Annotated in this window: 22 protein-coding genes; 11 read left to right on the forward strand and 11 right to left on the reverse strand. The window is 33.9% G+C overall.

Annotation, left to right across the window (positions count from 1 at the left end; all coding sequences use genetic code 11):
• Positions 1–92: 92 nt before the first annotated feature.
• Positions 93–674, forward strand: a complete 582-nt coding sequence (locus BM371_RS15080; RefSeq protein WP_034679392.1) for a Crp/Fnr family transcriptional regulator — start codon at positions 93–95, stop codon at positions 672–674.
• A 262-nt stretch (positions 675–936) separates the two neighbouring features.
• Positions 937–3,078, forward strand: a complete 2,142-nt coding sequence (locus BM371_RS15085) for a S46 family peptidase (protein WP_034679390.1) — start codon at positions 937–939, stop codon at positions 3,076–3,078.
• A gap of 51 nt (positions 3,079–3,129) precedes the next feature.
• Here BM371_RS15085 and BM371_RS15090 read toward each other — a convergent pair whose 3' ends face one another.
• Positions 3,130–5,997: a M16 family metallopeptidase gene (locus BM371_RS15090; protein ID WP_034679389.1), complete on the reverse strand. Its 2,868-nt coding sequence runs from the start codon at positions 5,995–5,997 to the stop codon at positions 3,130–3,132.
• A 713-nt stretch (positions 5,998–6,710) separates the two neighbouring features.
• Here BM371_RS15090 and BM371_RS15100 point away from each other — a divergent pair.
• The 4 genes from BM371_RS15100 (at position 6,711) to BM371_RS15115 (ending at position 8,797) form a co-directional block, all read left to right on the forward strand.
• A complete protein-coding gene (locus tag BM371_RS15100) occupies positions 6,711–7,268 on the forward strand; it encodes a YdeI/OmpD-associated family protein (protein ID WP_034679385.1) in 558 nt (185 codons plus the stop codon).
• A gap of 169 nt (positions 7,269–7,437) precedes the next feature.
• On the forward strand, positions 7,438–8,001 hold the full coding sequence (locus BM371_RS15105; protein WP_034679383.1) for a DUF4256 domain-containing protein: 564 nt from the start codon (positions 7,438–7,440) through the stop codon (positions 7,999–8,001).
• Positions 8,002–8,011: 10 nt separating this feature from the next.
• Positions 8,012–8,314, forward strand: coding sequence for a hypothetical protein (locus BM371_RS15110; RefSeq protein WP_131431017.1), 303 nt, complete (start codon positions 8,012–8,014; stop codon positions 8,312–8,314).
• A gap of 96 nt (positions 8,315–8,410) precedes the next feature.
• A complete protein-coding gene (locus tag BM371_RS15115; protein WP_034679380.1) occupies positions 8,411–8,797 on the forward strand; it encodes an immunity 22 family protein in 387 nt (128 codons plus the stop codon).
• A gap of 54 nt (positions 8,798–8,851) precedes the next feature.
• On the opposite strand, the gene BM371_RS15120 is transcribed toward BM371_RS15115, so the two are convergent.
• Together BM371_RS15120 and polA are read right to left on the reverse strand one after the other, a co-directional pair.
• Complete coding sequence (locus BM371_RS15120; RefSeq protein ID WP_165571801.1) at positions 8,852–10,186, reverse strand: toxin-antitoxin system YwqK family antitoxin; 1,335 nt, start codon at positions 10,184–10,186, stop codon at positions 8,852–8,854.
• Between the two features lie 13 nt (positions 10,187–10,199).
• On the reverse strand, positions 10,200–13,052 hold the full coding sequence (gene polA / locus BM371_RS15125; protein WP_034679376.1) for a DNA polymerase I: 2,853 nt from the start codon (positions 13,050–13,052) through the stop codon (positions 10,200–10,202).
• A 695-nt stretch (positions 13,053–13,747) separates the two neighbouring features.
• Here polA and BM371_RS15130 point away from each other — a divergent pair.
• The gene (locus tag BM371_RS15130; RefSeq protein WP_034679375.1) at positions 13,748–14,590 is read left to right on the forward strand and encodes a prephenate dehydrogenase; all 843 of its coding nucleotides are present in this window, start codon (positions 13,748–13,750) and stop codon (positions 14,588–14,590) included.
• A 5-nt stretch (positions 14,591–14,595) separates the two neighbouring features.
• On the opposite strand, the gene BM371_RS15135 is transcribed toward BM371_RS15130, so the two are convergent.
• On the reverse strand, positions 14,596–15,270 hold the full coding sequence (locus tag BM371_RS15135; protein WP_034679374.1) for a hypothetical protein: 675 nt from the start codon (positions 15,268–15,270) through the stop codon (positions 14,596–14,598).
• Positions 15,271–15,435: 165 nt separating this feature from the next.
• Between BM371_RS15135 and BM371_RS15140 the strand changes: the two genes are divergently transcribed.
• Genes BM371_RS15140 through BM371_RS15150 form a run of 3 tightly spaced genes read left to right on the forward strand, consistent with a single transcriptional unit; the run spans position 15,436 to position 17,938 of the window.
• Entirely contained in the window at positions 15,436–15,702 is a 267-nt protein-coding gene (locus BM371_RS15140; protein ID WP_034679372.1) for a DUF2089 family protein, read from the forward strand.
• Positions 15,703–15,706: 4 nt separating this feature from the next.
• Positions 15,707–16,276, forward strand: a complete 570-nt coding sequence (locus tag BM371_RS15145; protein ID WP_034679371.1) for a Yip1 family protein — start codon at positions 15,707–15,709, stop codon at positions 16,274–16,276.
• A gap of 18 nt (positions 16,277–16,294) precedes the next feature.
• Complete coding sequence (locus tag BM371_RS15150) at positions 16,295–17,938, forward strand: serine hydrolase domain-containing protein (protein WP_051883052.1); 1,644 nt, start codon at positions 16,295–16,297, stop codon at positions 17,936–17,938.
• Positions 17,939–18,058: 120 nt separating this feature from the next.
• Here BM371_RS15150 and BM371_RS15155 read toward each other — a convergent pair whose 3' ends face one another.
• The 7 genes from BM371_RS15155 to BM371_RS15185 all read right to left on the reverse strand — a co-directional run bounded on the left by BM371_RS15155 (position 18,059) and on the right by BM371_RS15185 (position 25,020).
• Positions 18,059–19,477, reverse strand: coding sequence for an L-serine ammonia-lyase (locus tag BM371_RS15155; RefSeq protein ID WP_034679369.1), 1,419 nt, complete (start codon positions 19,475–19,477; stop codon positions 18,059–18,061).
• A 241-nt stretch (positions 19,478–19,718) separates the two neighbouring features.
• Positions 19,719–21,065 (reverse strand): ammonium transporter, encoded by a 1,347-nt coding sequence (locus tag BM371_RS15160; protein ID WP_034679585.1) that lies wholly within the window; start codon positions 21,063–21,065, stop codon positions 19,719–19,721.
• Positions 21,066–21,163: 98 nt separating this feature from the next.
• Positions 21,164–21,805 (reverse strand): alpha/beta hydrolase, encoded by a 642-nt coding sequence (locus BM371_RS15165; RefSeq protein ID WP_034679367.1) that lies wholly within the window; start codon positions 21,803–21,805, stop codon positions 21,164–21,166.
• A gap of 80 nt (positions 21,806–21,885) precedes the next feature.
• On the reverse strand, positions 21,886–22,497 hold the full coding sequence (locus BM371_RS15170) for a YceI family protein (protein WP_051883050.1): 612 nt from the start codon (positions 22,495–22,497) through the stop codon (positions 21,886–21,888).
• Positions 22,498–22,575: 78 nt separating this feature from the next.
• Positions 22,576–23,142: a YceI family protein gene (locus tag BM371_RS15175; protein WP_034679366.1), complete on the reverse strand. Its 567-nt coding sequence runs from the start codon at positions 23,140–23,142 to the stop codon at positions 22,576–22,578.
• A 142-nt stretch (positions 23,143–23,284) separates the two neighbouring features.
• Positions 23,285–24,334, reverse strand: coding sequence for a glucokinase (locus tag BM371_RS15180; protein WP_034679365.1), 1,050 nt, complete (start codon positions 24,332–24,334; stop codon positions 23,285–23,287).
• A gap of 113 nt (positions 24,335–24,447) precedes the next feature.
• Complete coding sequence (locus BM371_RS15185; RefSeq protein WP_034679581.1) at positions 24,448–25,020, reverse strand: hypothetical protein; 573 nt, start codon at positions 25,018–25,020, stop codon at positions 24,448–24,450.
• Positions 25,021–25,260: 240 nt separating this feature from the next.
• On the opposite strand from BM371_RS15185, the gene BM371_RS15190 reads away from it, so the two are divergent.
• Entirely contained in the window at positions 25,261–26,634 is a 1,374-nt protein-coding gene (locus BM371_RS15190; protein ID WP_034679364.1) for a DUF1800 domain-containing protein, read from the forward strand.
• Positions 26,635–26,693: the final 59 nt, after the last annotated feature.

A 26,693-nucleotide genomic window follows, 5' to 3' on the forward strand; every position in this document is an offset into this window, starting at 1 on the left:
TAAAACACAGCCTGATGTTTTCCTATAAAAATTTTAAAAAAAAACAATTCGGTCTTACTTTTGTATCAGGAAATCAATATTCATAGGGTTTTATGGAGAAACTGCTCAATATTTACAAATCGATCGAAGGTCTTTCTCAGGAAGAGGCTCTTTACCATGTCAATAAATTTGAAAGAATAACTTTCCCTAAGAAAACATTGATTCTGAAAGAAGGAACTGTGGAAGATTACCTTTATTTCATCGACAAGGGCATCATTCGATTTTTTGTCAATAAAGTTCATCCTACAGAGCCTTCCAAAGAAATTACTTTTTCTTTTATTGCCGAAAATATGTTTTGCAGCGCATATGATTCTTTCATCACTAGAAAACCTTGCGCATATAATGTAAAAACGGTGCAGGAAACAATTGTTTACAGAATTCATCACGATGATCTTCAGGAATTGTATGAAAGAAGTAAAGTGGGAAATTATCTGGGAAGAATTTCAGCAGAAAATCTTTATGTAAAAAAAACTCAGCGGGAAATCTCACTATTAATGCACACTGCTGAAGAGCGTTATTTAAATTTAGCAAAAGCATACCCGAAATTCATTCAGGAAATTCCGTTAAAACACATTGCTTCTTACATCGGAATCACTCCGCAAGCTTTGAGCCGTATCAGAAAACAGCTTTTATGAACATAGGTTCATTTTTTAGCTCATAAATAATGCGTTAATTTGCGACCAGTAAAAGGAAACACAAGTGATGGAAATTTTTACTTTTCAAAATTTGATGAAATAAAATACAAATTACAGTACGACAGATTTTTAAAATTCTTTTATTAATCTTAAGCTGAAAAAAGATAATCCCAGAAAACCCTTTCTAAATTTAAATTTTAGAAAGGGTTTTTCTTTTATTAAAAAAATTAAAATGTGTATTTTTAGGCAAAATTTTTAAATAATGATAAAACGTAATATTCTTATTGCTTCAGCATTCTTCAGTTTTTCTTTAGGAATAGCGCAGCAGTACGGTGGAATGTGGATTCCTACGGAACTCAATGAAAAGGAAATGAAAGATCTCGGAATGAAAATCTCTGCAAAAGATATTTTTAATACGCAAAAACCGAGCATCAAAGACGCAGTGGTACAGTTCAATGGTGGTTGTACAGCCGAAATCATCTCTCCGAAAGGATTATTACTTACCAATCATCACTGCGGTTACGGACAGATTCAGGCACACTCAACCGTTCAGAATGATCTTTTATCAAATGGTTTTTGGGCTAAAAATATGGAAACCGAACTTCCTAATCCGGGAGTTACCGTAGATTTTATCGTAGACATTAAAGAAGTGACCAATCAGATTCTGGAAGGAACCGACAAGCTTCAGGATCAGGATTTAGCAAAAAAAATTGCCAACAATATTGAGATTTATAAAAACTCTCAAAAAACAGAAAGTTATCAGTCGATTACGGTAAAGCCCATGTATTATGGCAATAAATATTATGCTTATGTGATCGAAACATACAAAGATGTTCGTTTGGTCGGAGCGCCACCCCAAAGCATCGGGAAATTTGGATCGGATACCGATAACTGGGTCTGGCCAAGACATACGGGAGATTTCTCGATGTTCAGAATTTATGCCGATAAGAATAATAAACCTGCAGAATATTCGAAAGACAATGTTCCGTACGTTCCGAAGCATTATCTTCCGGTTTCCATTAAAGATAAAACAGAAAACGATTTTACTTTTGTTTTCGGATTTCCGGGAAAAACTACGGAATATCTTCCTGCCATTGCAGTGGAAAAGATCATGACTGAAATTGATCCTGCAAGAATTGCCGTGCGCGATGTTGCTCTGAAAACATTAGACGAAAAAATGCGTACCGATGATGCAACGAGAATAAAATACGCTTCAAAGTATGCTTCTGTAGCCAATTACTGGAAAAAATGGATCGGCGAAGTGGAAGGTTTGAAAAAATCGAATGCAGTACAGAAAAAAGTAATGTATGAAGGTTCTTTGGTTTCAAAAAATCATGAAGTAAAAGCCACTTTGGATCAATTGAACAAATTATACAATGACCAGGCTCCATTTGCTTTGAACAATGCATATTATACTGAAGTTGTGAGAAATGCAGAATCATTTGCTCTGGCAAATATGTATTCAACCCATATCGCTTCTGTAGAATCCGGGAAAATGGATGAAAAAGGATTAGTTGCTTTTAAAAAGAAACTTACTTCTTTCTACAAAGATTACAGCGCCGAGCTGGATTCTAAAGTTACCGCTAAACTTTTAGCATTATACGCCAACAAAACTGCGCCTCAGTTTTTACCTGAAGGTTTTGATAAATATAAAAATGAAGCTCAGAATATCATAAGTTTTGAAGAAATGTCTAAAAACTCTGTGATCACAGGAAGAAATCAGGTAAACGGAGCAGCTCTTAACGGAGATATTGAAAAGGCATTTTCTAACCAGGATAAATTAATTAAAACTATTAAAAAAGATCCTGTTTATCAGTTATTCATGACGATTAAAGATACGTATATGAAAACAGCTGATCCGCAATATACAAGTTTACAGGCAAAAATCGACGTTCTGCAAAAAACCTATATGGCACAGCAAATGTCTACTGATAAAGACCGAAAATTCTTCCCGGATGCGAATTCCACACTTCGTGTAACGTACGGAAAAGTAAAAGGTTCTACTCCGAGAGATGCTGTTTCTTATGATTATCAGACGCATTTGGCAGGAGTGATTGAAAAATATGTTCCGGGAGATTATGAATTTGATGTTCCCCAAAAGCTGATTGATCTTTACAACAAGAAAGATTACGGAATGTATAAAGATAAAAGCGGAGATGTTCCTGTAGGATTCACTGCAACCAACCACACGACGGGAGGAAACTCCGGAAGTCCGGCTTTGGATGCACACGGAAACCTTGTCGGATTAAACTTCGACAGACAGTGGGAAGGAACAATGAGCGACATCAATTACGACCCGCGTTTCAGCAGAAACATCATGGTTGATACCAAATACATCCTTTTCATCATTGATAAATTTGCCGATTCGAAATGGCTGATTGATGAGATGAAAATAGTAAAATAGAAAATTTACATAAAATAAAAGCGGCAAGTTTAAAATTTTGCCGCTTTTTTATTAATATCCAAAAATCTCTTCCTTACTTACTTCCCGAAAGCTTCCCATTTCATTTACTGCATCCATATTCAGGTTTTCTTTTTTCCCGATAATAGCAGTGTTAAAATGAATAGGTTTGATCGAGGTCTGATAAAATTCTTTCAGATCATGAAACTGTAAGTTTTCAATTTGACGATAAATATCTTTTCTGAAATCATAATCAATTCCCAGTTTCTTAAGACGTAATGTATTAAAGAAAATATTGGTTCTTGTAATTCTTGTAGACGCAATCTGTTTCAATGCCGCATTTTTAGCATTTTCAAACTGGACAGGAACTTCAGGAAGTTCACTCATCAGTTCCGTCATCGTATCAACCGCAATTTGAAGTTTATCAGGCTGGGTTCCGATATACGTTGTAATGTAATCCGGATGCGTCAGTTCAGAATTCGGAGCATAAGAAACATAAGCTGAATACGCTAAACTCTTGCTCTCTCGAATCTCCTGAAAGACAATTGACGACAAACCACGACCGAAATATTCATTAAAAACATTAATTTTTCCAAAGTTTTCAGGATTTACGTTTTGACCTTTTCCAACTTTACTCATTTCCATCTGAACCATATCATAATCGGTAAAATAAACGGTTCCGGTTATTTCCTGTTCAGGATATTTTTTAGGTTCAGGAATGGCAAAAACTTCATCAACAATGTAATTTGGAATGTAATTTTTAAAGCCATGAAAATCTTTTCCGTAAAAGAAAATCTGATACGGAAAGCTGAAAAGCTTTTTCATTCGATCCGTAAATTCTTTCACTTTTGCACTTTCAAGCTTTTCCTTAGAAATAACATCCAAAAACCTTGACGTTTTACCAAGCTTTGTATACGTCGTTAAAGCCGTCATGATACGGTTTTTGTCTTTTTTTACTGCATCACGGTTTTCCAAAAGTGTTTCTACAAACTGATTGTAAATTTCCTGATCCGGTTTTACATCAGACATCCAGTGTTGCAAAAGAGAAATACCTTTTTCGAGATTAGATTCCAAGCCGCTTAATGAAATTGTTAATTGATCTGAAGTGGTTTTAAAATCATTGGTAACTCCGATTTTGAAAAACTCTTTCTTCAAATCTTCAGGCGAGAATTGATCTGTTCCCAAATACTGCAAAATCTGTGTAGAAATTCCTAAATCTCTGTCGTGGTCGCTTCCCAAGGGAAAAATAAAATGAACCTGAGCTAATTCATTGTATTTATTTTTAACAAAACTCAACTTTTTATTTCGAACCAAATCCGTTTTAATTTCTTTATGATAATCAATAAATTCAGGCTGAATATCTTCTGTTTTATCATTTAAAATTTCCTGCAAAAATTCAGATTGTGCTTCACGGTTGATTTTGATGGGTGTAATTCCCGGATTATCAACACGCAATAATTTATCATTAATCCCTTTTTCTTTATTGATAACCACATAATTATCTTTGAAAAAAACATTTGCAAAATCAATCACATCCTGTTTGGTGAACGAAGCATATTCATCCATTTCACTCAGCTCTTCTTTCCAGGTTCTTCCTTTAATATAAGTATCATAAAGATTGGTAGCTAAACCTTCTGCGGTTTCCAGACCTTTCAATCTTTGCAATTTGAAATCATTGATAATCGCAGGAAGCATCCAGTCCGGGAAATCTCCTTTTTTCAATAATTCCAACTGTTCCAAAATCATTTCTTTGGCTTCTGGTAAAGTCTGGTTTTCTTTCGGAACGGCAACTACTGAAAAATATCCGTACTGTTTCAAACCTAAAGAATACGCTTGAGCCCAAAGCATTTTTTGCGTCTGATTGATATTTAAATCTAATAATCCGGCTTCTCCCCTATTGCTTAAAATATTGGCTGTAATATCTGCCAACATGGCTTCTTTTGTTCCATAACTATCAGTTCTCCACGCTAACTGAATTCTTGGTGTTGTAGGACTTTTTAGTGTTCTTTCAACAACTTCAGTCTGTGGTTTTTCTATAATTAAATCTTTCTTCGGCAATTCTCGGTATGGAATAGTTCCGAAGTATTTATCGATTAAAACAACCGTCTCTTCAAAATCTAAATCTCCCACCAAAACCATTGCATAATTATTAGGAACATAATATTCATCAAAATATTTGTGAATCGCCTTCATAGAAGGATTTTTCAAATGTTCCGGATCTCCTAAAGTCGTTTGCTGACCGTTTGGATGAGTCGGGAAAAGCGCATCCATCAATTCATAATTCACCAAGCGTGAATCATTATCCTGTGCTCTGTTGAATTCTTCATAAACCGATTCCAGCTCCGTATGGAAAAGCCTTAAAACCATTTCTGAGAAACGTTCTTTCTCAATTTTCAGCCATTTTTCAAGCTCATTGTTGGGAATATTATTTTTGTAAACCGTTTCGTCGAACCAAGTATGTGCATTTGTTCCGGTTGCTCCCAAAGATGAAATCGCTTTATCGTATTCATTGGCAATCGCATATTGGCTTGCTTCCTGAGAAATTTCGTCTATTTTTTTATAGATTTCTTTTTTCAGTTCGGGATTTTTTTCGGCTTTGTGTTGTTCATATAAATCTGAAATCTGTTCCAGAAGAACCTTTTCTTTCTCCCAATTATGAGTTCCTAATTTTGATGTTCCTTTAAACATCATATGCTCAAGATAATGCGCTAAACCTGTATTATCAGAAGGATCGTTGTTACTTCCTGTTCTCACCGGAATAAAAGTCTGAATTCTCGGTGCATCGAAATTTTGGGCTAGAAAAACGCTCAAACCGTTTTTCAGGGTATAGATTCTTACTTTGTTTTCGTCGTTGGTAATGGTGATATAATCGTAATTATTTTTGTCGGTATGATGTGTTTCGCTGTATGTTTTGTCAGTCATATTTCATTTTTTCATGCTCTGAAATTCAGAACATCTTACAAATTTACGGATTCAAAAAAGATAAGAAAATATTTAATGATAATGATTTAAAATATAGATAACAGAATAACCCTTTACTTATCAAGCATCAAGATTCATTAATTCATTTTAGGAAGAATTTATTTATATTTTTACTTTAAAATAATAATCCAATTATACTGTATAAAATATTCTTTAAAAGATGAATGATATTCTAACTTATTTACTTCCCTTGGCTATTACAGGTCTAATTATATCCGCAGTTTTTTTTACTGTTAAAAAAAATGACATTATTAAAAACTACAAACAACCCAATTCCCATAAAATAAAAAATATAAAAGGTCTTATTATCGACAGCAATGGACTTTTACGACAGAAAGTTCAATGGTGTAATTTCGAGATTCTGATTAACGAAAACTCTATTTTTATTTTTCCAAGAAGTTTTTACGTCATTCCAATCCGGAGTATTAATCTTATTTTTTCAAACTCGAATCGAAAATTTACACGATCACCACAATTACTTCGGGAAATAATCATCAATAAATACAGTGTAGATTTTATATATTATCCACCTTTTTTGGTTTCGGGTAAACGTACAATTAGATTGCAGAATTTGAATTCAGAAGAAATAAAAATTTTTGAAGATTTAAAAACTCAAAAAAATTATTAGATTTATAAAATTATAAAGAAATTAAATGCCTCCAACATTCTTCCCAACACCCCAAGATTTCAGAAACTGGCTTGAGAAAAACCATCAAACCGAAAAAGAGTTATTAGTGGGATTTTATAAAGTCAAAACAAAAAAGCCATCCATGAGCTGGTCTGAATCTGTGGATCAAGCTTTATGTTTCGGCTGGATTGATGGTGTGAGAAAATCGATTGATGAAGAAAGTTACACCATCCGTTTTACGCCGCGTAAAAAAGACAGTATTTGGAGCGTGATTAATATCAAAAAAATTGAAGAGCTTACTAAAGCCGGATTGATGCAGAAAGCAGGTTTAGAAGCATTTAAACTGAGAAAAGAAGATAAATCCGGAATTTACTCCCATGAAAAAGAACCCTCATGGCTTAATCCAGATTATGAAAAACAATTTAAGGCCAATAAAAAAGCCTGGGAATATTTTGAAAAGCAGGCGCCGTCATACAAAAAAGTGATGATTCACTGGATTATGAGTGCCAAACAGGAAAAAACTCAGCTTTCGCGCCTTGAGAAAACGATTCTTGAAAGTGAAAAAGAAAAGCGAGTTCTGTGAAAAATCATTATTTATAAATTATTTTTTCTGGCAGATTTTGCAAATTTCGCAGATTTTAAATACAAAATTAAATCAGCGTGATCTGCAAAATCTGCGAGAGCTTAAAATATAATAGTTATAAGAAATAGAATTTTTTAATTAACCTTAAAATTCATTTAACTCAAAGAAAATGTCAGCAAAAAAACAAATTTCGACAGAAGAAAGTACTGAACTTTTAAAGATCCTCAGAAAACGTTTTGAGAAAAATATGAACCGTCACGAAAAACTGGATTGGTCAAAAATTGAAGAAAAGCTTATTTCAAATCTTTCAAAATTATGGTCAATTGATCAGATGGAAATTTCCGGCGGTGAACCAGATGTTGTTGATTATGATGAAAAAAATGATGAATATCTGTTCTTCGACTGTTCCGCTGAAACTCCGAAAGGCAGACGAAGTTTTTGCTACGACCGTGAAGCTCTGGATGCACGAAAAGAACATAAACCACAGAATGATGTAATAACGGCTGCCAAAGAAATGGGTGTAGAAATTCTTTCTGAAGAGCAATACCGTTATTTACAAAGCTTAGGAAAATTTGATCTGAAAACTTCAAGCTGGATTAAAACTCCGAAAGACATCAGAGAACTAGGCGGTGCTTTATTTTGTGACCGTCGCTACAACACCGTTTTTGTATATCACAACGGAGCCGATTCTTATTATGCGGCGAGAGCTTTTAGAGGGGTTTTAAAAGTTTAAAACTATGAAAATGAATCAATATATTTTTTGGATTTCTGACAATCAGTTAAAAGATGTTGTCATATTTCTTAATGAAATTATGCAGTCCGATACTTATTTTGATTTAGAAAATATTAAATATGAACTCTTTCAAACTGATACTGTTAGAGAAATATATTTTAATCTTTATACTACAAGTAATATAGTTATTAATATAGCAAGAGATTCAGATGACAGAGAGATTATTCTTTGGTACATTGATTATTATGATGAGATCACAGAAAAAATAACAGAATTAAAAGTTTTTCTATCTTCTTTTGAAAATAAATTTTGAAATAACGCAAACCAAATTACTTTTGAATAAATAAACTATTATCATACCTTTGTTTTTCAAATTTCAATATTAAACTTTGAATTTTAAATTAAAAGTATGGATAGACAGGTTTTAGACTTTTGGGTAGGAAATTTCAGAACGGAAGAAGATTTTTTTCAGTTTGTGGAAGAAGATGAGAATTACTACATTGAAGAAGAATCTGATGACAACTATATTTCAAAATTTGCAGAATCTCAGGACACCATTTGGTTTGATCAGGATTTAATGGAATACGGTTTTGAACAAAGCATTCAGCATTTTTCAGAGTATTCTTTTGCCGAACAGTGGCTTCCGGTTTTATTCAACAGACTGAATGAAATGAATTTTAAATTTGACATCAATTCATTAGTTTTTGTAAGTCAGGGACAAATTCCAAAACCAAAATCTGTAGAAACTGATGATTTTTCTTTAACTTATGTTGGAGGAATTGAGTTTGAATATTGAAATGATAGTAATCAAATGATACTGTGATAATATCATTCCATCATGAAATTAATTCTACAATGAGGATATCAAAACATTGACATCTTCATTTTGTATAATATTAATCAGAACATCATTTGAATTATCATCTAAAATAGACTGCTTCAACATAAACCTATCTGACAGAAAAAGAAAAGGATCAAAATTTTCAGTCCTAATGGTTTGAAGATATTGCTCACCATCTTTTTGGTTATTTTTATAATCTCTGGTCTGCAAAAGTTTTCCTGTATTTTTTGAATAAATTTTCCACAATCCTGTTTTAAGTCCCTCTTTATAAAATGCTTCTACCACTAAAATTTTATCATTATAAAATTTCCAGTTTTCTACATCATTTTTAATAGTCATTTCTGCAGAAACTGTTTTGCCTTTTTCTTTTCGTAAAGAAGTCGAATTGTATGTTAAAGCTTTACCATCTTTAAATTCTCCTTCTGTTGAAACCTTTTTATCGCGGAAATATTCATAATATTTGCCGTCAACATTTTTATTTTTGATAAAATACTTTTTCCTGAGCTCTCCTTCGTAGTAATAGTCAAAACATTCACCTTCCTGATAACCGTTCACTGCATTTCCTTTATTAAAAAGATTTCCGCTTCTGTTATAAACTTCGTATTTGCCATTCATAACTCCATCTTTATTGGTAATGAGGGTTTTAAGTTTACCATCATCAAAATAGATTAGATATTCTCCATCCATTTTTCCGTTAACAATATTACTTGTAGCAGCTATTTTTCCATCTTCAAAATATTCTGTATACTTATTTTGAAAAACACCATTCACATAAAATCCATCAGCTTTAAGATTTCCATTTTCCCAATAAGCCGAAAATTTCCCATCTAAGGAATCATTCTTAAAATTGCGAACAAATTTTTCCTTTCCGTCTTTGTAATATTCTATAGATTGACCTTCTTTTTTTCCGTTAATGTAAGTCATTTTTCCCTGAAGCTCGCCAGAATTATAATATTCTCTATATAATCCATCTCTTTTGCCATTGAGGTACATTACCGTATTATCTAATTTACCATTATCATAGAACTTTTCATAAAGCCCGTTTTGAATTCCGTCTTTAAAGTTAGCCTTACTTTCAATATTTCCGTTTATATAGTACCATGTTAACAATCCGTTGTAGACAAAAGGTTCGACGCTATTGGAAGCAAATCCTTTAAACTGAATATTACCACCAACATAGTAATCGTTTATTTCAAATAATCCCTGACTGCTCTTTAAGGTTCTGTAAAAGCTCGCATTTTTCTTATTGGTTTCTTTCCAGTTTTCATCAAAATATGTTATATTCTGCGCAGTAGCAAAACAGAAAGAAAGTATACAAAATAGTTTTATAAAATGCTTAGTCATATTAATTCCCATTTTAATGCGCTTCCAGCCAGTTGTTCCCTACTCCCACCTCAACCAATAACGGAACCCGTGTTTCAATTGCGCTTTCCATTTCTTTTTTGATCAAATTTGTAGCAATTTCAATTTCTTCGATCGGAGCTTCAAACAGCAATTCGTCATGTACCTGAAGAAGCATTTTTGTCTGAAGATTTTGCGCTTCCAGTTCTTTATCAATTTTAATCATCGCCATTTTTACAACATCTGCCGCACTTCCCTGAATTGGAGCATTCACAGCGTTTCTTTCCGCATGTGCACGTACTACAAAATTTCCGGAATTAATGTCTTTCAAATGTCGTTTTCTACCCAAAATGGTTTCAACATAACCCTGTTCACGGGCTATCTGTACTTGTGAAGCCATGTATTCTTTCAATTTCGGATAGGTTTCGTAATACGCTTCGATCATCTGCTTTGCTTCTGATCTCGACAAACCTGTCTGTTCTGCTAAAGCAAAAGCTCCCTGACCATATAAAATTCCAAAGTTGACAGTTTTTGCCTGACTTCTCTGCGTTTTGGAAACCTCTTCCAACGGAATTTTAAATAATTTTGCCGCCGTAGAAGCGTGAATATCTTCACCGTCCTGAAATGCTTTAATCATATTATCTTCACCGGAAATTTCAGCAATTAAACGCAATTCAATTTGTGAATAATCGGCAGAAATAATTTTCTTTCCGTCGCCTGAAACAAACGCTCCACGAATCTGCTGTCCTCTCAACGTACGGATCGGTATATTCTGCAAATTCGGATTTACACTCGCCAAACGACCTGTTGCAGCCGTTGTCTGTGAGAAATTGGTATGAACACGGTTATCATCTTTATCAATCTGCGATGGCAATGCATCAACATAGGTCGACTTTAGTTTCTGATACGTTCTATATTCTAAGATGTGCTGAATAATTTCGTGTTTTGAAGACAACTTCTGCAATACATCTTCGGAAGTTGCATACTGTCCTGTTTTTGTTTTCTTAGCTTTCGGATCGAGCTGCATCTTTTCAAACAAAATATCTCCCAACTGTCTCGGAGAATTCATATTAAATTCTTCGCCCGAAATTTCAAATATTTTTGATTCTAATTGTCTTAAATCGTTTTCCAAATCAATGCTTTCCTGAGCAAGCCATTTTTCATCTAAGGAAATTCCAGCCAGTTCCATTTTAGCCAAAACTTCCATCAACGGCATTTCAATGTTAAAGAAAAGATCTTCAAGATTTTCTTTCTTCAATTGAGGTGCAAACAATTCATACAACTGAAAAGTAACATCTGCATCTTCTGCTGCATAATCTGTCTGTGTTCTTAAATCTGCATCTCTGAAATTTCCCTGGTTTTTACCTTTCTTCCCGATAATTGTTTCAATAGAAACTGGTTTGTAGCCTAAATAAACTTCAGAAAGATAATCCATTCCGTGTCTTCCATCAGGATTGAGAAGGTAATGTGCGATCATTGTATCGAACATCGCCCCTTTTACCGTGATATTGTATTGCTGAAGAACTTTATAATCGTATTTAAGATTATGAGCAATTTTTACTAAATCTTCCTTTTCGAAGAATGGCCTGAAAATTTCCAAAGTCTGCAAAACTTCGCCCTGATCTTCAGAAAGCGGAACATAATACGCCAAACCTTTTTTATAAGAGAAACTCATTCCGACCAATTCGGCTTCCATTTCGTTTAAAGACGTAGTTTCCGTATCAAAACAAACCGCTTGTTGTTTCAGTAAATTCTGAACCAAAATTTTCTGTGCTTTCGGATTGTCTACAAACTGATATAAATGATCGTTTTCTGCAATCGTAGATTTTGTCGAAGTTGCCTGATCGAGTTCTTCATACGTCGCAAACAAATCAAGCTGACCAACGTTTTTAGCAACCCTCTGTTGTGGAGTTTCTGTAACCTGGGCGGTTACGCCATCCTGAGAAACAACCGTAGTTTTTACCGAAATTGTTTCTGTCGGAGCAAAAGCTCTGTATAGATTTTCATATAATCTTCTGAATTCGATTTCGTCGAAAACCTCTTTTACCTTTTCAAAATCAGGAGTTTCAAGATCATACTGTTCCTGATGAAATTCGATGGGAGCATCACAGATAATGGTGGCTAGTTTTTTAGATAAAATTCCACGTTCTGCCGATGCTTCTACTTTTTCTTTTAATTTACCTTTCAGTTGGTCGGTATTGGCTAAAAGATTTTCAATACTTCCGAATTCTTTCAGGAATTTCATCGCCGTTTTTTCTCCGACACCATCCAATCCCGGGATATTATCTATCGCATCACCCATCATGGCTAAGAAATCGATTACCTGTTTCGGATCTTCAATTTCGTATTTGGCTTTTACTTCTTCAACGCCTAAAATCTCAATATCTCCACCCTTCAATCCAGGCTTATACATTTTAATTTTGTCGGTAACCAACTGAGCAAAATCTTTATCTGGAGTGACCATAAAAGTCGTGTAACCTTCTTTTTCGGCTTTGCAGGCAATCGTTCCGATCACATCATCTGCTTCATAACCTTCTACACCCAAATACGGAATATGCATCGCCTGTAAAATTCTGTGAATGTATGGAATAGCAATCGTAATCGCTTCCGGAGTTTCACTTCGGTTGGCTTTATATTCTGTGTAATCATTGGTTCTTACACTTGCCTGTCCGACATCAAAAACCACCGCCAAATGGGTAGGTCTTTCTCTCCTGATTAATTCAATCAAAGAATTGGTAAAACCAAAAATTGCTGATGTATCAATCCCCGAACTTGTAATTCTCGGACTTCTAATCAATGCGTAATACCCTCTGAAAATCATTGCATATGCATCAATGAGAAAAAGCCTTTTATCTTGTGTTGCCTCCATATTTTGAATAATGAACAAATATATGAAAATAGGAATATTTTCTTTCGGGATTTGTATGCTAAAATTAAATTCTTAAAACCATTCAGAAAATAAAATTGTAAGATTTTTTAAGAATCAATAAAATTAATTTAAGCGCTTAGTAAATGATTTACATTGTTCAATTTAAATTAATCTAACCTGAATTTGAATTAAGTAAGTTAGATTAAATTCATTAAACGCAATGTGCGCAAGGTTTTTAAATTTTCTTGCTATAAATCTATCGTTCGCAAGGGCATTTCATTCAGCAAATGATAGCAAAAGCCTTAGCTGAGTGAAACGCCTTTGCGAACAAAAATAATAAGAAACTTATTTTATATTGCCTAGCGAACTATAGTGTTAAAAAACACCTTATTGTATTTTGAATCTCTAGTTTATCCCAAACTGAGGTTAAATTACCATTCAATAATTTATAATATTTTCAAAAAAATTCTTACATTCGCTTTGTGATTACAAACAAGACATATTATTACGGAATTTTTAACTCAGTTTTGGGATAAGGATTTCTTGTATAGATAAATTAAAACCTCGTCCTTGGGCGGGGTTTTTTATTTTTAAAATTTAAATGAAATGAAATCGCCAACTTTAATTTGAACAGACATCCACAAGTGATTATTTGGCGATTGCAAATGACTTATAAAAAATAATAAAATATACATATGAAAATAAGTATTATTGGTGTAGGATTAATCGGTGGTTCGATTGCATTAAAATTAAAACAGAAAAAAGCAGCAGATTTCATTTACGGAATCGACAACAATATTGAAAACCTCAATGAAGCTTTAGCTTTGAATATCATCAACGAAAAAGCAGATTTTGAAACCGGAATTAAAAATTCAGATGTTATTATTATTGCCATTCCTGTAGATTCGGCGAGAAAAATTTTACCTGAAGTTTTGGATTTAATTTCAGATCAGCAAACCGTCATGGATGTTGGTTCGACCAAATCCGGAATTGTAAATTCGGTAAAAGATCATTCAAAAAGAAATCGATTTGTAGCTTTCCATCCGATGTGGGGAACAGAAAATCATGGACCGAAATCGGCTGTTGCCGAAAGTTTTTCAGGAAAAGCAGGTGTGATCTGCAACCATGAAGAATCTGCTGAAGACGCTTTACAGATTGTAGAAAACATTGTTAAAAATCTTGAAATGCATCCTATTTATATGAATGCAGCAGATCATGACGTTCACACCGCTTATATTTCGCACATTTCACACATCACTTCTTATGCTTTAGCCAACACGGTTTTGGAAAAAGAAAAAGAAGAAGACACAATTTTTCAGTTAGCGAGTTCAGGTTTTTCGAGCACGGTTCGTCTGGCGAAATCTCATCCAGAAATGTGGGTTCCGATTTTTAAACAAAACAAAGAAAATGTTCTGGACGTTCTGAATGAACATATTTCCCAGCTCAGAAAATTCAAATCTGCTTTGGAAAAAGACAATTTTGAATATCTGGAAGAGCTGATTACAAACGCCAACAGAATCCGTGGAATTTTAAAATAAAAATTTTAAAACTTCATCATGAATCCTACTCCGTTTTTATTATTCAGAACGTAATAGGTCGGGGTAAACTTTCTTGAATCTGCATTTTTGTAGCTTTCTACTGCATTTTTCATTTGAGAATGTCCCATCAGTTTCAATACGACTCCGGCTCCGGCTCCGATCAAACCAATGATTAACGGAACCGGAGATCCTTTTGGTTCTTCTCCGTAAGCATACGTTTTGTTGGCAGAAGAAAGATTGGAAATTCCGCCTGCCACGAAACAGGCAGCTCCGCCTACAACGAAAGCCGTTCCTACATTATTCAGGGTTCGTCCTCTTTTGTATTCTACATTATTTTGCTGAAGCAGATAGTTTTTAATATCTTTTTTGGAAGTCAGCTTCACATTTTCCGGCTTTTCTACAATGCTTACAGCTGCTTCAGTATTTTCACCAGATGCAGAAACCACCGCTCCACCATCTTCCTGAATGCTTTTCAATGAATTATCATATAAAAATTCTTCCTGATTGGTATTTGCATTAATATAAATAACCTTTCCTTTTTCATATTTCAGGTTTTTATATTCAATTTTCTGATTGGTTTGGGTTGTAAGCGTTCCTTTTGGAGAAGTCGCAGGAATATTAATCTGAGAATAAGTCATTAAAGAGAGCAGTATAACAGATAATGTAAGTATTTTTTTCATGATAAAAGTTTCGCGCAAAAATATAGATTTTAATCAGTGTGGCAAATAGTTTATCTATCAATTGTGAATAGTTTATAAAAATTTAAAACAAGATAAATTTTAACTTTATTAAAAAATATTTTAACTTTATTAAAATAAATATTACATTTGTAAAAATTAAATTCAATGAAACTTCCTATAATTTGTCCAAGTTGTGATCACACGCTCAATGTGAGCCAGATGAAATGCCCCGATTGCGGAACCAACGTAAATGGCGATTATGAACTTCCCGTTTTTCTGAAACTTAACAGAGAAGAGCAGGATTTTATTCTCAATTTCTTCCTTTCCAGCGGAAGTATAAAAGAAATGGCGAAGCAGGCCGAACTCTCATACCCTACAATGAGAAATAAGATGGATGACCTCATTCAAAAAATCGATCAATTAAAAAAATAAAAGCATGAACTGGAAAACCATCTTTAATCCTTTTTTGAAGTTTGACGACAAGAAACTTTTAGTTATCGGGATACTCTTTTTTATATTCAATATTTTTGGTTCTTATTACGCAGACAGTATTAATGACAGCATTTTTCACTATTCAAGTCTTGAAGAAAATCAGGAAATCTGGGAAGTTGTAAAAGTAAACAGCTTAAGTTATCTTATGGCGATTGTGATCATTTTTATTTTAGGAAAGATCCTTAATGGCAGAACAAGATTTATAGATATCCTGAACACCTTATTGATTTCTCAGATTCCTTTGATGATCATGATTCCTATCAACGGATTACCATTTTACAAAAAAGCCATAGAAAATCTTTCTGACAACATAGCAACTCCAGAAAAAATTCAGTTTTGGGATATGACTTTACTGACCTTCGGAGGGTTTATTTCTTTAATTCTTTTGATTTATAGTATTGTTCTTTATTATAACGGTTTTAAAACTGCGACCAACATCAAAAAATGGCAACATATTGTATTATTTGCATTCATAACGCTTTTAATTACAATCGTAAGCCAGATTATATTTTAATCTAAAAATTTTAAATACATGAAAACCAAACTATTATTCGTACTAACCGTATTAGCGCAGATTTTTCACGCTCAGGAAATAACCGGCTCATGGAAAGGGGAACTCGATTTAGGCGGAGTTGTACTTCCTTTGATTCTAAACGTCAGCAAAGAAAACAACAAATATATTTCGACAGCGCAAAGTCCGAAACAAGGAAATGAAATTATACCTGTAGATAAAACCGAATTCCTCAATAACGAGCTTGTTTTCGAAATGAAAAATCTTGACGCATCTTACAAAGGTCAATTTAAGGCCGATCATTTTGAAGGAACTTTCACACAGAGGTCAAAGTCTTTTCCATTAAATCTTTATAAAAATGATGGCAAAGAAAAGTCTAAAACTAAAGATATTGTCATCACAAAAGATCTAGGCAAAAGTGAAATTAACACCGCAAAAATTGATGATTTTTTAAATTATATTGCTAAAAACAAACAGAACGTCGGAAGTGTAGCGATTTTTAAAGACGGAAAAGAAATTTATCAGAAAAACTTCGGTCAAGAGCAACTGACTCATGTAAAATGGAACTCCGAAACAGGTTACCAGATCGGATCTATCAGCAAATTGGTAACAGCGGTGATGCTGATGCAGCTTGAAGAAAAAGGAAAATTAAACCTGAATGACAAACTTTCAAAATATTATCCTGATGTACCAAATGCCGATAAAATTACTTTAGAACAAATGATGAATCACACAAGCGGATTAGGAGATTATGTCGGAGGATGGCTGCTTGAGAAATCTGTTGGAGATAAAGCTATTTTAGATACCATTAAAAAACATGGTGTTGAATTTCAACCAGGAGAAAAAGTAAGATATTCAAATTCGGGATATTATCTTTTAAGCAGAATTTTAGAAAAGGTGACTAAAAAACCGTACAATATTTTACTTAAAGAAAACATTACCGACAAAGCCAATATGAAGAACACTTTTTCAGTGCTTGATAATCCTAAAAATATTTTTAAATCGTACGAAAATACTTCCGGAAAATGGATCGAAGCAAAGGATTTTGACTTTCACAACTGTATCGGCTTAGGAGATATTACTTCTACAATGCAGGATATGAATTTATTCATTAATGCCTTATTCAATTATAAATTTGTTAAAAAAGAAACCCTTCAAAAAATGTTACCAAAAGATGGAGATGATTTTGGATTGGGGATGATGAAAGTTCCTTTTTATAATAAAATCTCCTACGGACACGGGGGCGATACCACAGGAACACACTCACTTGTTTCTTACAGTCCCACTGAAAAATATTCGGTTGCAATAGTTGTAAATGGTGAGAAATTTTCTCACAACAAGTTATTTATTGGAATTGTAAGCCTTATGTATGATCACGAATATGAATACCCGAAGTTTGCAGAAATTAAAAATCTTTCGGTAAATGAATTGAAAAAATATGAAGGAAACTATCATTCCGAAGAAATAAATATGGATTTTAAAATTTCCATTAATGACGAAAATCTTTTTGCCCAATTAACCGGTCAACCGTCATTTCCTTTAGAATTTGTCGAGGGTAATAAATTTAAATATGATAATGCGGGAGTAGAAATTATTTTTTCTCCGGAAAAGAAACAGCTCACCCTCATCCAAAACGGAAATAATCTTGTTTTTAGCAAGAAATAAAATTTCTGATAAAAAGATGCGGACGTTTTTACTGAAACGTCCGTATCTTTTTAATAAAATGTCCTGATGTTTACAAGAAAACACCAGGACATTTTTATTTAAAGCTCTTAATCTTTTATTTTAACATTCTGCTACATTTACCGCAATAGCTAATCCGCCTTCTGAAGTTTCCTTGAATCTGTCATTCATCGATAAAGCGGTTTCCCACATGGTCTGGATCACCTCATCCAAAGTTACTTTCGCTTTTGCCGGATCGCTTTCCAGAGCAATATTTGCTGCAGTAATTGCCTTAATTGCTCCCATGGTATTTCTTTCTATACAAGGAATTTGCACAAGACCTTTGATCGGATCACAGGTTAAGCCTAAATGATGCTCCATTGCAATTTCTGCCGCCATCAAAACCTGACCAACACTTCCACCCAGAATTTCCGTTAAACCAGCTGCAGCCATTGCCGAAGAAACTCCGACTTCCGCCTGACAACCGCCCATTGCCGCAGAAATGGTTGCATTTTTCTTAAATAAAGTTCCTATTTCTCCTGCTACCAAAATAAATCTTGCAATATCATCTTCAGTAATTGCATCAGTAAAAGCCTGAGAATACATCAAAACCGCTGGAATTACTCCACTTGCTCCATTGGTAGGAGCAGTAATAATCCTTCCGAAGCTTGCATTTTCTTCATTCACCGCTAAGGCAAAACACGAAATCCATTTATTAATATTGGTGAAATTTTCTTCAGCATCAACCACCAGCTTAAACCATTCGTCTTTATTTTTATAAATTTTATCGCCTAAAAGTTTTCTGTTGATTCCTGCGGCACGTCTTGTAACGTTCAGTCCACCCGGAAGAATTCCTTCTTTATTTACACCTTTATAAATACACTCTTTAATCTGTTCCCAAATGTAAAGCGCTTCCTCTCTTGTTTCTTCCTGTGTTCTCCAGCTTTCCTCATTCATCAAAATTAAATCTGAAATTTTATTCAAATTTAATTTTTCGCAATATTTCAAAATATCCGAACCATGATGACAAGGATATAAAGTACGAACGCAATGCTTCTCAATCGATTTTTTCTCCTGACTCATGATAAAACCACCTCCTACAGAATAAAAATCCTGTACAAGCTCTGTACCGTCTTCAAAAACAGCCTTAAAGATCATCCCGTTCGGATGATAATCTAAAGTTTCAGACATATTCAGAACCAGATGATGACCGTAAACGAAAGGTATTTCTTTCTCACCTCCAAGGTTGATGATCTGACTTTCTTTAATTCGATCGACAATTTCATCAATCTTCGTGGTATCAATGGTTTTAAAATCTTCACCATTTAGACCCAACATTCCTGCAATATCAGTTCCATGGCCGATCCCCGTTTTTGCTAGTGAGCCAAAGAATTCCAGAAAAACTTCTTTTACTTCTGCCACAGACCTTTCACGATTCAGAATCCTGATAAATGCCGAAGCTGCATTCCAAGGCCCCATTGTATGGGAACTTGAAGGTCCTATTCCTACTTTAATGATCTCAAATACAGATATTGACTCCATTTATATTTTCCATTTTGAAGAAAAACAAATATACATTGAAAATATCTTAGAATGAAAGGAATAATTTATCATAATAATTGTGATTTTTTGGTCCGCTCCGTAGGAGCGGCACCTTTGTAGTAAACAATAATAAACGAACATTGCGCTCCTACGGAGCGCAACATTACATCGATCAATTTCTTTTTTTAATATTTTTATTTTCTCACAAATTTTAAAATCTACTACGTCTGCGAGAAATAAATCACCATTTCAAACTTTCTCCATGTTGAGAAACATCAAGACCCAAATCTTCGGAATCTTCTTTCACCCTCAATGTGATAATCTTATCTGTAATTTTATATAAAAGCATAGATCCGAAAAATGCAAAAATTGAAACCAGAATCAGTGCAATCATATGATGTATAAAAACTCCGAATCCGCCATGAAGAAGACTCGCATTTTCACCATGCGCAAAAATTGCCGTGAGAATCATTCCCATAATACCTCCTACTCCATGACAGGCAAAAACATCAAGCGTATCATCAATCTTTTTTAAAGCATTCCAGTTGACCATGATATTAGAAACAATGGCAGAAATAAATCCTATAAAAATACTCTCCTGAATCGAAACGAAACCGCAACCGGGCGTAATCGCAACCAAACCGACCACCGCACCAATACAGGCTCCCAAAGCTGAAACTTTACGACCGTTTATTCTATCGAAAAAAATCCAGGTCATCATTGCGGAGGCCGAAGCGATCGTTGTTGTACCAAAAGCTATTGCTGCCGTTGCATTGGCGCTTAAAGCTGAACCTGCATTAAAACCAAACCATCCAAACCAAAGCATTCCCGTTCCAAGAATAACGTAAGGAATATTTGATGGTTCATGATGCGGATTTTTCCTTCGTCCTAAAACAATTGCTCCTGCCAAAGCTGCAAAGCCTCCACTCATGTGAACGACTGTTCCCCCTGCAAAATCTTTAACACCGAAAAATTTATTCAAGAGCCCTTCAGGATGCCAAACCATGTGACAAAGCGGTGTATAAATGAACAGACTGAAAAGAACCATGAAAACGAGGTAAGAAATAAAACGAACTCTTTCCGCAAACGAACCCGTAATCAAAGCCGGTGTAATCACCGCAAATTTCATCTGAAATAAAGCAAATAAAACAAACGGTATTGTTGATGCCATTGCTTTATGCGGATAAACGCTTACATGATTAAAAAAAGGATAGGTAAAAGGATTCCCGATGATTCCGTAATGAACTCCATCGATTTCAAAACCGATAGATTCACCAAAAGAAAGCGAAAAACCAACGACAATCCACAAAATTGAAATCACTCCCAAAGCGATAAAACTCTGAAGCATTGTAGAAATTACGTTTTTCTTGCCAACCATTCCGCCATAAAAGAATGACAAACCTGGTGTCATTAACAAGACTAAACCCGCCGCTGCAAGAATCCAGGCTACATCTGATCCTACAATTTCTTTTTCACTGAGAAAATTTCCGGTATTGGGAATGTCAACATCCGGTCTGAAGAATAAACCACCGATTGCAACGATGCAGATAATAACGAATGAAACCTTCCATTTTAAACCAACTTTCATAAATTTTATTTTTAACCCCATCAAAATTAAAAATAAATTTCACAAAAAACACTATTTCCAGACACAAACCCCTGTAAAATTAACACAAAAATATAAAATTAAATAAAAATCTTATTTAAAAGTAATGAAACTTCCTTGTATTTAGTTGCGGGAAAAAGATGAGTTCCGCCTTTTATGATATAATCCGGTTTAGAATTTTTTAAAGGAAAAACAATATCACGATCTCCCAAAATTTGAATCACATTATTTTTTTGTTCAAATCTCCATTCTGTTATGCGCTGAACAGACCATTTCAGATAATAAGGATCGGTAACTCTGAAATACTGATTAACTTTCGGATTTTTTGGATCAAAGAATTTTCTGAAAACCGAATAGGTCTCTAAAGTTTTAAGGTTGAAAAAATTCACAGGAATATATTTGGGAATTTTAGTAATCTCTCCCATCTTTATTAATCTCGATTTTTCTTTATCAGATTTTATACTTCCTAAGATTACTACTTTTTCTGCAGGCTTTAACAGGTTAATTTCCTGAACCATAATTCCACCAAAAGAATACCCTAAAAGATAAAACGGTTCGGAATCATCGATTTTTTCAGCCATTCTTGTCACATACGAACTGAAGGATTCATCATTATCCGGAATTAGCCAATCAATAAAAACCACTTCATGATCTTTTGGAAACTGAAGACGTTCCAAAACCTTAAAATCGGCACCAAGACCACTCACTACATATATTTTCACTTGCTTCTGTTTTTTAAGCTAAAATAAAAAAAGGACCGCTTATTTAAAAGCAGCCCCTCATTTTTATAAGAATTTTAACCTTACAAAGGTCTTTCGTTATCAACTTTTTGAGTAGAAAGCTTAAACTGAATATCCATTTCGTCTTTGATGAAATAGTCTTTCAAAGAATTCTGATAGAAAATTTTGAAATCTTTTCTGTTCAAAGAAAATTTCGAAGACTCAATTTCAACTGTAAATTGCGTGATATGTGCGTTTGCAGGGAAAGAAATTGTCTTTCTGATTCCTTTGATGGTAATATCACCTACGATGGTAGAATTGTACTCACTATTCGCCAAAGGAATAATTTTCTTTAAGTGAAATTTAGCTGTAGGGAATTTTTTTACTTCAAAAAAGTTTGTTCCTTTTAGTTCATTTGTCAGTTTTACCTGATCATCTCCTGAAAGATCTGCAACGATAAGACTTCTCATATCAATCACAAATTCACCGTCTACCAAAACTGTTTTATCAAAAGTAAACTTACCACTTTTCAGCTTTAAGCTTCCGTAATGAGAAGTAGGCTTTGTTTTTACCACTTTGTGTCCCCACCATTTTATCTCGGATGTTATCACTTTTGAAATTTTATCTCCTTTCTTTTGAGCAAAAACAAATGATATGCTTGCACACATCATAACAAACAATAGTAATCTTTTCATTATTTTTTATTTACAATTCAACAAAAATAAAAAAAAGTGTAGAACTTCTACACTTTTAACAATATTTTTTTGAATAAATTATTTAGCGCTCACCTTTACGGTCATATCGATCTCATCTTTCACAAAAACATCTTTCATTGCAGACTTGTAAGCAACGTCAAATTTTTGTCTGTCCCAAGAGAATTTATTAGACTCTAAACTTACCACTCCGTTTGCATAAGAAACTTTTGCAGGGAAAGAAACCGCACTTGTTTTTCCTTTTACCGTAAGATTTCCGGTTACAAGCTTGTTGTAAACTTTATCACTGTTTTTCTTTACCGATGTGATTTTGAAAGTTGCCGTAGGGAATTTTTCTACTTCGAAGAAATCTCCGTTTTTAAGGTGACCATTTAATTTTCCTTGGTATTCACCAGAAAGGTCTGTTGCATTGATAGAAGTCATGTCTAAAACAAATTCTCCACCCACGAGCTCATTACCTTTCATCACCATATTTCCAGACTTCACTTTCACTGTTCCGTCATGAGAACTAGATTCAGTTTTTGCTACTTTATAACCCCACCAGTGCACATCAGAGCTTGTTACTTTTTTTGTTTGTCCGAATGCTAATCCACTAGCTAAAACCGCCAATAAGAATATTTTTTTCATTGTAAAATTTTTTAATTGTTTATTAAGTGGTGCAAATGTAATTAACTTGTTTTATAATTCTTGTTGATATACATCAATAAAAATAATTTCAAGCATGAATAAAATCATCATAAAAAAACTCCGACTAAATCGGAGTTTAATGTTATTCTGTATAATAAGCGGTATAAAGTGCTACACCATTAATACTTGTGCTGTCTGTACTGACCAGAAGAATAGGAATGTTCTTCAGCATATCTTCCATCTTATCGCTGATCTTGAATTTCTGATAAAACTTATCTTTATCTATATACTCTCTGAAGATCTGCGGAATATCTCCTGCAATAAGTAAACCTCCAGTCGCTTTTAGCTTTAAAGTAAGGTTATTCGCTTCTCTTGCTAAAAACTCAAGGAAGGTATCTAAAGCAATTTTACAGATTAGAACATCTTCATTCATTGCTGCTTTGAAAATCTCCTCAGTGAAGTTTCCGTTTGTCAAACGTTCCGAAAGCCATTCCGGTTCAGGATGTCTTTTTACATCTCTTAAAAATCTGTAGATATTAAACAAACCTGTTTTTGAAAGCACATTTTCCCAGCTTACAATTCCGTAGATATTATTTAAAAACTGATAAAATTCTACTTCAACATTCGTTCTCGGTGAAAACTCTGAATGACCGCCTTCCGTTGCAAAAGGTCTTAAATATTTTCCGTCGAAAAAATAACCTGCTTCTCCTAAACCGTTTCCTGGTGCAAGAATCGCAACATTTCCTTTTTCACGATATTCACTTGTATAAATTTCATCAAGTTGAGAATCATCCAGAAGACCAATTCCGTATGCAGCAGCTTCCTGATCGTTCAGCATATAAACTTTCTCAAATCCGAACTTGCTTTGATATTCGTTTACATCCAAATGCCAGTTCAAACGTACAGGATTACTTTTTCCGTCAAGAACAGGCCCCGGAACCGAAATTCCAAGTCTCTGAACATTTTCAAGCTGAGATTCTTTAATGAAATGAGAAAGAACATCTGCAAAAGATGCATAATCTTTTGTGGAATAATTGTTTTGAAATTTCAATTCTATACCCGAATTACCCGAAGTATAATATGCAATGGTTGTAATATCTTCTCTTAAATTAGCTCCAATAATCGAAACATTATCATTATTGGCGTTTTTTACTCCCGGTAAATAGAGAGGAAATTTTGGATTTAAGTTCATAATCGCAAATTTTATCAAATATAATAATTGTTTTGGTATTTCTTGTATGGTAACAAAAAACCTTTTCAAAAACTCGAAAAGGTTTGTATGATAAGTAATTATATTTTACATTATTATTTTCCTAAGGCAATATTGTAAGAAAATCCTACGCCAATACTTCCCACATTATAGTCCTGAGAAGCCGGTGCAGTGATATCTCCGTTACTTCCTGCAAAAACTTTCTGGTATTGTACAAAGAAATTCCAGTATTGATTGTGGTATCCGATCTCTGGTTTTAAATAGAAACCTCCACTTGGTCTGTCAACTGCAGAATTGGATGCAACTTTATCATCTCCCACTAAAAAACCGTATCCCAAATCTGCTCCGAAATAAAATCCTGTCTGTTTAGGGTACACTCTGAAAAGTGCCGCTACAGGAACTACGCCTACATCGTTATTGCTATATCCGTTGTTATCTTTCCCAAAATAATGTGTATAACCAGTTGCAATACCCAATCCGAATCCTGGTGTAATCAAATTCTGATACGCCACATCAACCCCAACTGCCGCAGACAAGTTATCTGCAGGAACTGCCAAACCGGCTGTAGCTCCTACTTTGATCATGTTATTCATCGAAGCATCCTGTGCACTTACTAAACCTGCTGTCAAAATTCCAGCTGCTAATAGGGTTTGTTTAAACATTTTCATAACTCTGATTTTTATAAATTTTACTGGTTTGCAAGATGTAAAAATCATGCCAAAACAAATTATTTCACAGTTCAAAAAGCTTATAACTATCATTAACAAATGATTTTCAATAAATTAAAAATTATAGAAATTTAAATATTTGTTTAAATTATTTTAAATCTGGTATAATAATTTTATATTAAATTGAGTTGATATAATTTAACCTATCATCATTAGCAACGTCTAAAAATAAAGTATGCTATGGGTACACCATTTTCACAAAACAAACATCTGATTTCGCGTGCCGGTTTTGGTATAAGCATTTTGCAGATAGAAGATATTAAAAACAAAAAAAGCAAGACCATGGTTGCTGATTTGTTTAAGGAATATCCGTTTACAGAGATTACTTATAACACTCCGGATTTTATATCGATAGAATACACCGATCCTAAAGCGACTGCAGATCAAAAGAGAGAAGCGCAGAAAATTACCCAAAAACAAAACGTAGAACTCAATCTGAATTTTCTTACTCAGATGACAAAAAGTGAAGATCAGCTAAGAGAAAAAATGGCTTTTTTCTGGCATGGTCATTTTGCAACACGTGTGAATAATCCAAAATTCAACCGGCAACTATTAAATGTTATCCGAAAAAATGCACTGGGAAATTTTAAAGAATTATTGTTTGAAGTCAGTAAATCTCCCGCAATGCTTCAGTTTCTGAACAATCAGCAGAATAAAAAAGATCATCCCAACGAAAATTTCGCCCGTGAAGTCATGGAACTTTTCACGATGGGAAGAGGAAATTATACAGAAAATGACATTAAAGAACTCGCAAGAGCCTTTACAGGATGGGGCTATGATAAAGAAGGAAATTTTACTGAAAGACCAAAACAGCATGATACAGGAGCCAAAACTTTTCTCGGAAAAACAGGAAATTTTACCGGAGATGATGTTTTAAATATCATTCTCGAACAAAAAGCTACCGCAAAATTTATTACGACAAAAATTTACAAGTTTTTTGTGAATGAAAATCCTGACCAAAACAATATCAACGAGCTGAGTGAAGAATTATATACTTCTAATTATGATTTAAAAAAACTCATGCAAAACATATTTTCAAGTTCATGGTTCTATGATCAAAAAAATGTAGGCAACAGAATAAAATCTCCTACAGAACTGATTGCAGGAATCATCAGAATTCTTCCAATGGAAATTAAAAATCCTGAAAATATAACGGTTTATCAAAAATTATTGGGACAAATGCTATTGTTTCCTCCAAATGTTGCAGGTTGGCCAAGTGGAAAATCATGGATTGACAGTTCGACTCTGATGCTGAGACTTCAGATTCCGCAAATCTGGTCAGGTTTAAGACCTATGGAATATTCCGCAAAAGAAGATGACGATATTGATATGGGAATGAAATCAAGAGAAGCCTTAATAAAAGCTTTTAAAAATCCGAACATTACGATTGACTGGCTTGCCGTGGAAAAAACTTTTAAAAATAAAAAACCTGAAGATTATCTCATTCAAAATACAGAGTTAATCAATATGAAAACGGTCAGTCAGTTTTCTGATCAAAGTTTGAAAATGAATATTATCAATCTGATGTCAACACCGGAATATCAGCTGATGTAAAAATGCTGGAAGATGAATGCTTTTACAGCTCATAAAATAAAATATTTCATAACTACAAA

It is taken from the genome of Chryseobacterium formosense (genome assembly GCF_900116415.1).
GTDB classification, from domain to species: domain Bacteria; phylum Bacteroidota; class Bacteroidia; order Flavobacteriales; family Weeksellaceae; genus Chryseobacterium; species Chryseobacterium formosense.